The organism is Pontibacter rugosus (assembly GCF_042678745.1).
Classification (GTDB): domain Bacteria; phylum Bacteroidota; class Bacteroidia; order Cytophagales; family Hymenobacteraceae; genus Pontibacter; species Pontibacter rugosus.
Genome location: NZ_JBHTLD010000153.1, coordinates 1 through 12,664, shown reverse-complemented (window position 1 = coordinate 12,664; position 12,664 = coordinate 1). Strand labels below are relative to the sequence as shown.

10 protein-coding genes are annotated in these 12,664 nt (G+C 46.1%); 6 read left to right on the top strand and 4 right to left on the bottom strand.

What is annotated here, in order from left to right; all coding sequences use genetic code 11:
• Positions 1-363 precede the first annotated feature (363 nt).
• Both ACFQ2O_RS15200 and ACFQ2O_RS15195 read left to right on the top strand, forming a co-directional pair.
• Positions 364-1,347, top strand: coding sequence for an ATP-grasp domain-containing protein (locus tag ACFQ2O_RS15200; RefSeq protein WP_377529358.1), 984 nt, complete (start codon positions 364-366; stop codon positions 1,345-1,347).
• Between the two features lie 2 nt (positions 1,348-1,349).
• Positions 1,350-2,369 (top strand): LLM class flavin-dependent oxidoreductase, encoded by a 1,020-nt coding sequence (locus tag ACFQ2O_RS15195; protein ID WP_377529355.1) that lies wholly within the window; start codon positions 1,350-1,352, stop codon positions 2,367-2,369.
• Positions 2,370-2,755: 386 nt separating this feature from the next.
• Here the strand turns inward: ACFQ2O_RS15195 and ACFQ2O_RS15190 are convergent, their stop codons facing one another.
• Positions 2,756-4,216, bottom strand: a complete 1,461-nt coding sequence (locus tag ACFQ2O_RS15190) for a potassium/proton antiporter (protein ID WP_377529352.1) — start codon at positions 4,214-4,216, stop codon at positions 2,756-2,758.
• 581 nt (positions 4,217-4,797) lie between these two features.
• Complete coding sequence (locus ACFQ2O_RS15185; RefSeq protein WP_377529348.1) at positions 4,798-5,190, bottom strand: hypothetical protein; 393 nt, start codon at positions 5,188-5,190, stop codon at positions 4,798-4,800.
• A 172-nt stretch (positions 5,191-5,362) separates the two neighbouring features.
• Here ACFQ2O_RS15185 and ACFQ2O_RS15180 point away from each other — a divergent pair, with 172 nt between their 5' ends.
• A complete protein-coding gene (locus tag ACFQ2O_RS15180) occupies positions 5,363-7,828 on the top strand; it encodes a penicillin-binding protein 1A (protein ID WP_377529343.1) in 2,466 nt (821 codons plus the stop codon).
• 73 nt (positions 7,829-7,901) lie between these two features.
• Here ACFQ2O_RS15180 and ACFQ2O_RS15175 read toward each other — a convergent pair whose 3' ends face one another.
• Positions 7,902-8,342 carry an acyl-CoA thioesterase gene (locus tag ACFQ2O_RS15175; RefSeq protein ID WP_377529339.1) on the bottom strand — a complete coding sequence of 147 codons (441 nt, stop codon included), beginning with the start codon at positions 8,340-8,342 and terminating at the stop codon, positions 7,902-7,904.
• Positions 8,343-8,550: 208 nt separating this feature from the next.
• Here ACFQ2O_RS15175 and ACFQ2O_RS15170 point away from each other — a divergent pair, with 208 nt between their 5' ends.
• The 3 genes from ACFQ2O_RS15170 to ACFQ2O_RS15160 all read left to right on the top strand — a co-directional run bounded on the left by ACFQ2O_RS15170 (position 8,551) and on the right by ACFQ2O_RS15160 (position 11,822).
• Positions 8,551-9,318, top strand: coding sequence for a S1/P1 nuclease (locus ACFQ2O_RS15170; protein ID WP_377529335.1), 768 nt, complete (start codon positions 8,551-8,553; stop codon positions 9,316-9,318).
• Between the two features lie 258 nt (positions 9,319-9,576).
• Positions 9,577-10,881, top strand: a complete 1,305-nt coding sequence (locus ACFQ2O_RS15165; protein WP_377529332.1) for an NCS2 family permease — start codon at positions 9,577-9,579, stop codon at positions 10,879-10,881.
• Positions 10,882-11,141: 260 nt separating this feature from the next.
• Positions 11,142-11,822, top strand: coding sequence for a hypothetical protein (locus ACFQ2O_RS15160; RefSeq protein ID WP_377529329.1), 681 nt, complete (start codon positions 11,142-11,144; stop codon positions 11,820-11,822).
• A 103-nt stretch (positions 11,823-11,925) separates the two neighbouring features.
• Here ACFQ2O_RS15160 and ACFQ2O_RS15155 read toward each other — a convergent pair whose 3' ends face one another.
• Complete coding sequence (locus ACFQ2O_RS15155) at positions 11,926-12,642, bottom strand: RDD family protein (protein WP_377529325.1); 717 nt, start codon at positions 12,640-12,642, stop codon at positions 11,926-11,928.
• Between the last annotated feature and the right edge of the window lie 22 nt (positions 12,643-12,664).

The following is a 12,664-nucleotide window of genomic DNA, read 5'->3' as shown; positions in this document are numbered from 1 at the left end:
AATAAAAATGAAGATCTCAAAAATTAACCTTACTGGTTCATACTTTACCCAAAGCACTTCTTATACTTCGGGTTCATCTTCTGTTTGCATTCTCCATACTTGTTGTTGCTGTTGTTGTTGCTAACCCTGCTGCCAGTTTTATAGTAGTCCCATATTTTTTGGTCTTTCTATAACACCTTACCTACGCAGCCTACAGGGATAGCTTTGCTTTTTGTGCCCATCGCACATGAGTTTAAAGCAGCCTTATGCCCTTTTGGGTCATTACAAAGGATTTTTCATCCCTGCACTTACCTGTTTACCTGTTCTTCAGGCTTTACTTTCATTTTTATAACATAAGACTACACATCCTAAATTAGAATTCCTATGTCAACTATTTCATCTGATAGACCAATCGTTATATTTCATGAGCATCCAGACTGGTTTCGCCCCTTGTTTAATGAATTAGAAGCCCGAGGCATCTCCTATGTGCGTCAGAATGCTGCAGAGCATTCATACGATCTTGCCGCTGACGAGCAGCAGTATAGCCTGTTCTTTAACCGCATGAGCCCATCAGCTTACCTGCGTAACAACGAGCAGGGCATCTTCTATACTCTTGGCCTGCTGGCACACCTGGAGGCAAAAGGTGTGCCGGTGGTAAACGGTTATAAAGCTTTCCAATACGAAACAAATAAAGCACTACAGCACGTTCTGCTGGAGAAACTTGGCTTGGCTTATCCGAAATCCCGCGTTATCAACCATGCATCGCAGGCAGTAGAAGCCGCCAAAGGTTTGCGCTTCCCTATTGTGGTAAAAGCAAACATTGGTGGTAGTGGTGCCGGAATTACCCGCTATGACTCAGTGGAAGAACTGGCGCTTGCCGTTACCTCAAAAGAAATCAAGCTTGGTATTGATCATACTGCTCTGGTACAGGAGTTTATACCTGCACGTGGCGGCCACATTAACCGTGTAGAGACCCTGGGCGGTAAATACCTGTATGCAATAAAGGTTTATACAACCGGCGAAAGCTTTAACCTCTGCCCTGCCGACATCTGCCAGACAACAAACGGTAAGGAACTTGCCCGCAACGCCTGCGCCCTGGATGCACCTAAAAACGGCATGAAAGTAGAAGGTTTCATACCGCCACAAGATGTAGTTGATGCCATTGAGCGCATTGTGCAGGAGGCTGGCATTGATGTAGGTGGCATTGAGTACACAGTGGATGATCGCGACGGCAAGGTTTATTACTATGATGTAAACGCGCTTTCAAACTTTGTGGCAGATGCTGTGAACGTGATCGGTTTTAACCCACATGAGCGCCTGGTGGATTATCTAGAGAAAAGAGCGCAACTTAAAACACAGGAGGCATAAGTATGGAATTTGGATATTGGCTACCTGTGTTCGGCGGCTGGCTGCGCAATGTGCCAGAAGAAGGCATGGCGCCGACATGGGAATACGTAAAAAAACTCGCACAGCGCAGTGAGGATTGGGGCTACAGCCTCTCCCTTATTGCTGAACTCTACCTGAACGACATTAAGGGCAAAGAAGCGCCTTCACTGGATGCCTGGTCTACCGCTGCGGCCATTGCGGCTGTTACTGAAAAACTGGAGATTATGGTGGCCGTTCGTCCTACTTTCCATAACCCGGCACAGCTGGCGAAGCAGGCATCCAATATTAGCCACATCAGCAACGGCAGGCTATCGCTCAATGTAGTATCGTCGTGGTGGAAAGAGGAAGCTACCAAGTATGGCATCCACTTTGAAGAGCACGACGACCGCTATGCCCGCACCAAAGAATGGCTGGATGTAGTAATAAATGTGTGGGAGAAAGACCACTTCTCTTACAATGGCAAATACTATAAAGTGGAAGATAACATTCTGCAGCCAAAGCCGGAGAAAAAGCCCTTCATCTATGCTGGCGGTGAGTCTGAAGCTGCAAAAAGCCTGATCTCCTCCCAGTGTGATGGTTACGTAATGCACGGAGATTCTCCAGAGCTGATTGGCAAACGCATTGCCAACATGCGGGAGCGCCGGGAAAAGCTGGGCCTGCCTCCGATGAAGTATGGCGTTGCCGCCTACAGCATTATTCGTGAAAACGAAGCCGAAGTGAAGAAGGAGCTGAACCGCATCACGGATGTACAAAACACCGCTGCCGGTTTTGATAATTACCAGCAGTGGCTATCGGGAACGCAGCTGGAGGGGCAGCTCTCGCTCCAGGAATATTCTGTTTCTAACCGTGGCTTACGCACCGGCTTGGTAGGTACACCAGCTCAGGTGCAAGATAAGATTGCCAAGTTTGAAGCTGTAGGAGTTGATTTCTTTTTGCTGCAATGCAGTCCGCAACTGGAAGAAATGGAGCGGTTCTCAGACGCCATTATCAGCGTAAAGGCCTAAATATAAGTTGACTTTTTTTTAAGCTTGCTCTGATCATAGATTCTATCCACTATAGTGCAATTCTCACCTTTATTACAAATAACTAAGCTTCTCTAACCTACCCCTGCCGCCTCACCAGTAGCAGGGGTTCTTTTTTGCTGATACTTGTACACGCTGTACCTTATTACCTATGTATTGGGAGGGAGTTAACTATAAATAGGCTAAGCACCTGTCACTCTGTAAGAAGCTGAGTAGAAATAGAGAGACCTTCCCTTCCGGAAATGAAGCTTTTTGACTTGCATAAGAAGGCTCCCTCTATCATTAAGATCCTATCATGATGACAAAAATGGTTAAAGAAAATTTGTCTAAGTACTGCTATGAATTAAGCGCCAGGTATACAGCTCCTGCTACCCCAGCAGAATTGCCTTTACCCGCTGCAACTCTTCTTCGCTGTCTACCATCACCATCAGTTTATCATGGGGCTCCAGCATAGTTGCACCGTTTGGCGTCACAAACTTACCTCCACGGTCTATTAGCACAATCAGGGATGTCTTGGGCAACTGCAAATTTACCAATGATTTACCGATGGAAGCACCATGTGCCGGTAATTGCAACTCCACCAGCTCATTACGGGAGTTGTAACCTAGCTCCTCCCCCAGCTGTAACCTTCTGGGAGAATCATCTACCTCGCTTAGGCCTAACCAATCTGCCACAACTTTAAGCGTCGTTCCCTGTAGCATCACAGATGTTAAAACGATGAAAAACACAATATTGAACATCATACCGGAACGCTCTACACCTGCCAGCATCGGGTAAGTGGCAAACACAATAGGCACCGCTCCACGCAGCCCGACCCACGACACATAAACCTTATCCTGCAAGGTAGATTTAAAGAAAAACATGCTGATAAAAACACTCACCGGACGGGCCACAAAAATCAGGAACAACGAGATCATTAGGCCAACTCCTAACACAGGCAAAATCTGAGACGGAAATACTAATAACCCCAAGGTAAGGAACATCAGGATTTGCATGAGCCAGGCAATACCGTCATAAAAACGCGTGAGGCTTCGTTTGTGAATGAAATTCTTGTTGCCAAGTATAACCGCAGCAGTGTATACAGCCAGAAAGCCATTCCCTGAGATCAGGTTTGTGAAAGCGAAGGTAAACAGCACCATAGCCAATGTAAGGGCCGGGTAAAGCCCTTCCTGCTCCAGCTTTATTTTATTGATTGTCCAGGCCATTACATAGCCCATTATAACGCCCATCACGGCACCAATGCTCATCTGTAAAAAGAACATAGGCAACAGTTGCCACAAGCTTGCCTCTGGGTTAGTAAGCAAAAAAGTAAAGCTGATTGTAAGGAAATAAGCCATAGGGTCGTTACTGCCCGACTCTAACTCCAGCGTTGGCCGCAGGTTATTCTTTAGCCCGATGTTACGTGCCCGCAGAATAGAAAAGACAGCCGCCGCATCAGTAGAAGATACAATGGCACCAAGTAATAGCCCTTCCAACAAGGAGAAGTTTAAAACATAGGTGGCAAAAATGCCAACAAGCATGGCAGTAATAAAAACCCCAAGTGTTGAAAGGGTAATACCCCGCCATAGCACAGGCTTTGTACTTTGCCAGCGGGTATCCATACCTCCAGAGAAAAGGATCAGCGTGAGTGCCAGTGTACCTAGCGATTGCGCTGTCTGGGAGTCATCAAAGTAAATACCACCAACACCCTCTGAGCCTGCCAGTATACCTACACCTAAGAACAGCACTAGCGCCGGCACCCCTAACCTGCCCAAGCTCTTACTTACCAGGATGCTTAAAAAAAGTAAAACAGAGACTCCAAAGAGAATATCTTCAACAGTAAATTTCATAGGTTACCAAGCTATTCAAAAAAATAAAGCATTAAAGATATTGCTATCAAGAGCCCTCTACAAGGGCAAATACTATAAATGATAATACGAATAATAACAGATAGATGCGCAGCACATTTAAGCGGTTCTTTTTGCCTGAATACCAAACAAGTGAAAGCTTAGGATAAAGCAAGCCAACGCTTAAACCCAAAAGGGCAAGCAAAGAAAGCAGGACGAAGAATTCTGCCATAGCTAAAATTTTATTAAAATAAATGAAGGCAGTTAGATCAGGCTAAGAGCATGTTTAAAATTCATGCTTTGCGCTGCAAAAGCCTGTAAAGGAACCTGGCTTCACGCTTTTCTCGCCCCATAGCGCTGCTATGAAGCTCTAAAACCGCTTTGCCAGAACTCTTTCCATTCAGCTTTCGCTTGCAAAAACGAAATTTAAATAAGCTCTAAGAGCCAAGAACTGCTTTTAAAAAAGAAGATAAAAGCCGGTAATTGGCGGAGGAATTGTTTCTTTATACACCGCACAGGCAGCAATTGTAGCCGTGCAAAACAAGAGCGGCTACAACAGTTCAGAAGAAACAGCAGAAAATCTGCTACGGCGCATTGGGAAGTATAGAAACAGGAAATACCCGTTTCAGAAGCTTAGAAAAAGCCTCCGGAGAAGAATATAGTAGTTTTTCTTTATTGAAAAGAGCTGCAATAAGAGGCAGTAGCAACAGGCTGTTTACATACAGCACCTGCTTTACAACCAATACCGGAGCAGTATCGGCATCAGCAAAAGCCTGTACTTTCTGCGGCTGCACTCTTTGTCCTTCGTCCTGCTTTCCGGATGGCGAAAGACGCAGCACCGAATCAGAAACAGAACCCTGTACCAGGTAGTCGTACACCATCATCTCATGCCCGGGCATGGTTATCGCCCAAAGCAGCATTACCCACATCAGCGGGTACTTAAGCCAGTTGCCTCGTATGGATTTGGTGCTTAACATGGTGTAGCAAAGGTAAGCATTTATCTTTGTTGTAGCTGTACCATCCACCTTAGCACTGGCGCAATTATTGTAAAGTACCAGCCATTGCAGCAAATTTTGTACTTTGCGCGTTTATAGGCATCTCGAACTTTCTCCTTTGCCTGGCTACAGCCAATTACCGACAAAACCCAACATGAGGCGTACGCTGACTAAAATCTTAAAATTCATCTTCACCAGAATCATGGCACCGTTTGTTAGACTGGTGCATGGCGAATTGTCTGCTTTTTACAAAAGCCAGAAACCTAAGTTCTCTAAAGTCTATTGGCAGCAGAAGTGGGCTGAATGGCAGGCAAACCGAAGCCGCTCTGACTATAGATTTTTATTTCGGATATTTTATAAGCTGGCACTTTTTGGCGTACTGCTGCTGGTGCTTTTTTACTTTGCCATTTACAGCGGATTTTTAGGCGGCATGCCTTCTGCCAAAGAGCTTAAATCAGTGCACAACAACACTGCGTCTGAAGTATATGCCGCCGGAGGAGAGTTACTCGGTCGCTATTATATTCAGGACAGAACCAATGTGAAGTATGAGCACATTTCCCCTGCTGCTGTTCAAGCCCTCGTGGCGACAGAAGATGCCCGCTTTTATGAGCACAGCGGCATTGATGCTCGAAGTCTGGCCCGCGTGTTTATAAAATCGTTGCTCCTGCAAAACGAGAGCTCTGGCGGGGGAAGCACGCTTAGCCAGCAGTTGGCAAAAAACCTCTATCCACGCAAAGACTACTGGCTATGGGACATGCCGGTTAACAAGCTTCGCGAGATGATCATTGCTCGTAAGTTAGAAGGGATTTATTCGAAGGAGCAGATTCTGGAGCTATACTTGAACACCGTACCCATGGGCGGCAACCTGTACGGTATAGAACGCGCCTCACGCCGCTTCTTCAACACTTCTGCTGATTCTTTGAAGACAGAAGAAGCCGCTGTGTTAATTGGAATGCTCAAGGCCACTACCACCTATAACCCGCGCCTGAACCTGGAAAAATCCAAAATGCGCCGCAATGTCGTGTTGAGCCAGATGGCCAAGTATAACTTTTTGCCCGAAGCCAAGGCTGATTCCCTGAAGCAGTTGCCGCTCAAACTTAAGTATACTTATACTACCCATAACGATGGACTTGCCCCCTACTTCAGAGAACATCTGCGCCAGGAACTTATGGCCTGGGCAGCAAAACAAAAGAAGCCAGGTGGAGACCACTATAACCTGTACAAAGACGGGCTGAAAATCTACACTACGATTGATGCCGGTATGCAGCGCCATGCGGAGGCGGCTGTCCGGAAACAAATGGCACAGTTACAGAAAGGCTTTGATGCGCACTGGCGTGGCCGTGCTCCGTGGGGTACTAAGAGCAATATACTTCAAGTAAGCATGCAGCGCTCTGACCGGTATAAGAAAATGAAAGCATCCGGTAAGTCTGAGGCTGAGATAGCAGAGGCTTTCCGAAAGCCCATACCTATGCAGGTTTATAGCTGGAGTGGCACCGACACAAAAACCATGAGCCCTATGGATTCACTGGCTTACTACCAGCGCTTCCTGAATGCAGGTCTTTTGTCAGTAGAGCCAACCACAGGTTTTGTTCGTGCCTGGGTAGGAGGCATTAACCATTATATTTTCAAGTATGATCATGTGCAGTCGAAGCGGCAGGTGGGCTCTACCTTCAAACCGATTGTATATGCTGCTGCCCTTGAAAAAGGCTTGAAGCCCTGCGACTACTTCGCAAACGAACGTGTCACCTATCCGGAGTATGACAACTGGTCGCCCAGAAATGCAGACGAACAGTATGGCGGAGAATATACCATGCGAGGTGCATTGGCGCACTCTGTCAACACTATTTCCGCGCAGGTTATCATGAAGACCGGCGTAAACAAAACTGTGGCGATGGCACATCGGCTGGGAATTAGCTCTAACTTACCAGAAGTGCCCTCGCTTGCCCTTGGCACTGCCGATCTCTCTTTACAGGAAATGGTAACGGCCTATACTACCTTCGCAAATAAAGGCTATCGCGTAGATCCGGTTTATATCACTAAAATTACAGATCGGGACGATAAGGTATTGCGAGAACATCGCAAAGGCTCAAATGAAAGAAAGGTGCTTTCGGAGCAGACAGCCGCCATTATGCTATACTTGCTGCAAGGTGTGGTGGAGGAAGGCAGTGCCGGAAAGCTTCGCTCGCAGTACGGATTGAAGATGGACATTGCCGGCAAAACAGGAACAACACAAAACCATGCCGATGGCTGGTTTATAGGTATAACGCCAAATCTGGTGACTGGCGTATGGGTAGGTGGCGAAAGTCCAGAAGTACGCTTCCGTACCTTGGAGTTAGGGCAGGGCTCCAGAACGGCACTTCCTATCTGGGGTGAATACAACCGCCGATTAGCTGTATCCCCGGATTTCAAAGGTTTCTACAACAGCACTTTTACGCCTTTACCTGCCGCATGGCAAGCCAGCCTAAACTGTGAATCATTCCGTGCAGAGCCGCCGCAGGAGAACTTTTTGGAACGCATACTGGATAATGTAGCCGACAAAGCTGCTCAAACCTTTGAAGGTTGGAAAGAAAACTGGAAAAAACGCAGAAAAGAAAAAAAGCAGAAAAAGAATAAAGACTGAGACAAGAAAACCCTGCACAGCAAGCAAAACTTACTGTGCAGGGTTTCATAAATAATCTTACGCTCGTTCAAGCTTATTTTATTTCCTCTTCCACAAAATTTTCGCTGCGGCTAATGTGCATAAACAAATCCTGCAGCTCATCAGGTAATACAGTCAGTTTGCGCTTAGCAAGATCCATCCAGGCACCATCCACGTTCACTACAGCCGCTTTAACACCATCACTTCTAAAAATTTCGTGGCGTATAGACCAGCGTGATCCATCTCCCCTTGCTTTTGTAAGCTCAATGGTAATACGAAGATTCTCGTTTACACCCACTTCCCGCAGGTAAATCAGCTCTTCGCGAAATAAAATCGGACCTATTTTCAGGCGCTGGAAAGTACCTAAGTCCAACCCTTGCTCATCAAGTATGGCTATTCTGGCCTGCGAGGCAAAATCGGCATAGGCAGAATGACGCATGTGGCCGTTTGCATCAAGGTGCGACCACATTACTTTCCCTTTATATTCGTTATTCATAGTAAGGCATTTTATAATACAGAATTCAAAATTACGAAAAATGCGCTAATATAAACTGTTCTATGCTTTTGGGTTTCTTACGAACAGCATAAAATATGATGCTGGTATATTGGGAGCGAAAGAAATTAAAGCAAAAATAAATTTGTCTGTCACAGTTCAGCATAAATTTTATTGTTTTGCATCACGAAAATCAACTACCAAAGTTTACATGAAAAAATTAGCTAGCGTTTTCTTTCTGTGCCTGTATGTAGCGGGCCAAGCGTTTGCCTGGGGCCAGAACGGACACCGTGCAGTTGGGCTTGTAGCACAGCAGCACCTGAGCAAGAAAGCGAATAAAAAAGTTATGCAGCTTTTAGATGAAAACACACTGGCAGAAGTATCTGTCTGGATGGATGACATCAAAAGCGATCATGCTTACGACCATACCCACGACTGGCATTGGGTAACCATACAGGATGGGGCAACATATGAGCAATCCGAGAAAAACCCGAACGGTGACATCATCGGTAAAATCGAAGAGGCTACCAAGGTTTTAAAAGCCGGCAACCTTAGCAAAGAGCAGGAGCAGGAATACTTAAAGTACCTGATTCACCTGGTAGGCGACGTTCACCAGCCCTTGCACGTAGGTACTGGCGACGACACAGGAGGCAACGCAGTGAAGGTACAGTGGTTCTATCAGCCGTCTAACCTGCACCGCGTGTGGGACAGCGATATGATTGATAGTAAAAGCCTGAGCTTCACAGAAATTGTACGCTTCCTGGGTGAGCCGAAAAAAGAGCAGATCAAGCAGTGGCAGGCATCTTCGGTAAGAGACTGGGCAAATGAGTCGATGAGTTACCGCCCACAGGTATATAACTTACCTGAAGACAAAAAACTTAGCTACCGCTATGCCTACGACAACTATAACCTTGTAGAGCAGCGCCTGTTGCAGGCTGGTATTCGCCTGGCAGGACTTCTGAACGAGATCTACGGATAGTAATCATAAATTCTTATGAACGGCCCCGGCTTCTCCCTCTGTGGATAGCCGGGGCCGTTCGTTTAGATGCTTTCGAAAGTTTTGCATGGCTACAAGTATAGAAAGCATCTCTGGCAAGGGCTGAACCAAATGCAGTTTCATTGTCGTACTTTTTCGTAAAGCTTTGCTCCCGATGAATGCCGGGAGTGTCTGTTAGCTTTACTTGTTCTCGCAACTACCTGCACAAGAACGTGCGTTACCTCTTCAACCTGAAAAATTATGGAATCATACTTCCATCTGAAGCAGAATAAAACCACTGTTAAGACAGAGATTTTAGCCGGCGTTTCCTCTTTTCTGGCTACAGCTTATATCATTGTCGTTAATCCTACGATCCTGAGCCAGGCCGGAATGCCTTTTGCTGGCGTACTTACTGCTACGGTGCTGGTATCGTTTTTTAGTAGCCTGATGATGGGGCTGTATGCGCGAAACCCTATTCTAGTGGCCCCGGGCATGGGGCTGAATGCTTTCTTTACTTATTCGGCGGTATTGGGTATGGGTATTACATGGCAGGTGGCGCTGGGGGCCGTTTTCTGGTCAGGTATAGTGTTTCTGCTCCTCTCCGCTTTTAACGTCCGGACGCTGATTGTACAGGCAATTCCCAAACCCTTGCGTTACGCCATTGCGGCAGGCATAGGCTTGTATATTTCGCTTATTGGTTTTGCCAATGCAAAATTCATTATCTCCAACCCAGCTACCATTATCGGCATTAGCCCCATGACACCCGCCTTGCTTACTTTTCTGGCCGGGCTTCTGCTAACGTCGGTACTGTTGGTGCGTAATGTAAAAGGAGGCATTTTGATTGGCATCCTATTCACTACACTTGCCTCCTATCCTATCGGTAGATGGTGGGGAACAGACTTTGCTCCGTTAATTTCTTGGCAAGGTGTGTTTTCGGCTCCTGACTTCAGTTTGCTGCTACAGCTCGACTTAGCCAATTCACTGCAGTTAGCTATATTCCCGGTGATTTTTGCTTTTGTGTTTACAGATATGTTTGACAGCCTTTCTACGTTTGTAGGCCTTGCTGAAGCTGCTAACCTGCTGGATGAACATGGCGAACCTCGCCATGTAAAGCGTTCCTTAACCACAGATGCCGTTGCCACCACACTGGCAGGGCTGTTGGGCTCCAGCCCTGGCACGGCCTATATAGAGTCGGCAGTAGGTATTGAGGCTGGGGGCAGAACGGGTCTTACGGCAGTGGTAGGAGCTATATTGTTTCTGCCTTTTCTGTTTCTGGCGCCTTTGTTATCGATGATACCACCTATTGCCACAGCTCCGGCCTTGGTGCTGGTAGGAGCATTTATGATTCGGCCAGTTGTAAAAATCAATTGGTTTCAGTTGGATGATGCCATTCCAGCCTTCCTGGCTATGGTGCTTATCCCATTTACCTACTCCATTACTCAAGGCATCATCTGGGGCTTCCTGACTTGGACTGTTATAAAGCTTGTTACCGGCAAAAGAAAAGAGATAAGTATAGGCCTGTGGTTCATTGATATTTTTGCCATTTCTGCCCTTTTTCTGCTATAGCACACCCGCTCTGTTAAACATATTATCAATTACAGCCATCGTTATATTACCTGCCCAAATGTTGACTATACTTCTCTAAAGCCGACATTAGCTAATATTCATGATTTGAATTGATATTTATCATTAGCTTTTACAATAATAAACTGAATGGCAAGTTTACCCAATAAGCCTCCGGGGCATATTAACAGAATTGTTTATCTTTACCCGTGAAGGCTTTATAGCCAAAATACTATATTAAGTAAAATTTTAAACTTTCGCTTATGAAGGCATTCTTTTTCTCCCTGGCTCTTGTGTGTTCAGTTACGGCAGTTCAGGCACAAGGTACCGCAGCAGAAAAAGCACCTGCATCCAAAAAAACAGCTTCTAACAAACTAGAGAAGCAATATGAAAGCCTGAAAAGCAGCTCCAATACCTGGCAGGGCTATAAGGTGGTAAAAATAACTACACTGGAGTCTTTCTGGAAAAACGTGCAGGAAACGGTAGCTGAAAAGGACAACAAGCTCGACAACTTTGAGGAGCAGGCCGACAAGAAGCTACAGGAAGCTCGTGCCGATGTAGCTGCCCAGGAGCAACAGCTGCAGGTAATGAAGCAAAACATGGAGCAGAAGGAACAGGAGATACAGGAGAGCATGCATGATATCACGCATATTTCTGTATTAGGCATTGACTGGCCAAAGCAGTTTTATGTGCTCCTGACCAGCGGTATTATCGCGGCGCTATTGATCGCACTTGGTGTGATGGCGGTGCAGCACCGATCAAGCAAGGTAACTGCCATCGAAAAGAAAAAAGCTTACGATGAGATAGAGACCGAGCTAAATGAGCACAAAAAAAATGCTCGCGAAAGAGAGCTGAAAGTAAAGCGTGATTTGCAAACAGAGTTAAACCGCGTAGAGGAACTGAAGCAGCAAATTGCATCCCTTAAAAAACACCCGCAGTTGTAAGTTTATATTTGCCGTAGACATAAAGAAGCCCGGTCATTTTAGAAATGGCCGGGCTTCTTTGTGTTTGGCTGAACGAGTAAGCAAATTTAGTCAGCTGCAATAACTACACAGTTAAGTCGCCGTGGGTGTAGTGGTGATAGTCTTTTACCACTGTCTGCAGAAAATCCCAATCAGGCATTTCCGTCTGGATTCCTGTTGTTTCCTTTACGCGCAGGGCTATTTTCTCCAGCAGTTCATAATTGTTATGCTGCCGGGCCTTGTACAGCAACTGCCGAATCAGTGCAACATCTTTATCGGTTAACAGGCTCACCTCCGGAAATATAACCTGATACCCCTCCTCTGTCTTCACCATCACCCGGTTTTTTCTTCTGACAGCTTCCTTTCGTATAACACAGGTGCCGGCAGCCATATCACCCAGGCGCTGCCCTTTGTCGGAGGCTGCTACTGTAACAACAGCTACCAACCCACTCGAGATTGTGATATCAACCAGGCGAAAAAGCCAGCGCAGCAGGTAATCTCCTATGGTAGGAGCCTCTCCTGACACTTTAATCACTTTAATATCACGTGCCTTCTTGCCTATACTTTGTCCATTCAGGAAAAACTCACAGAGCGGGTGGTAAAACAGCAAAGGCACCATCAAAATGAAAGTATAAATTGGCCCTGCTTCATAGCCAATAGTTACCTGAAGCATGATCAGGGCCATCATCCAAACAAAGAAAACAACAGAATCAATGATGTAGGCTATGATACGGTCTCCCACGCTTGCCATCGCATACTCTACCTCCACGTTCTGTGTAGTCCGGATTTTAATGGTATTCATCTTAAAATAAGTTTGTTTTCAG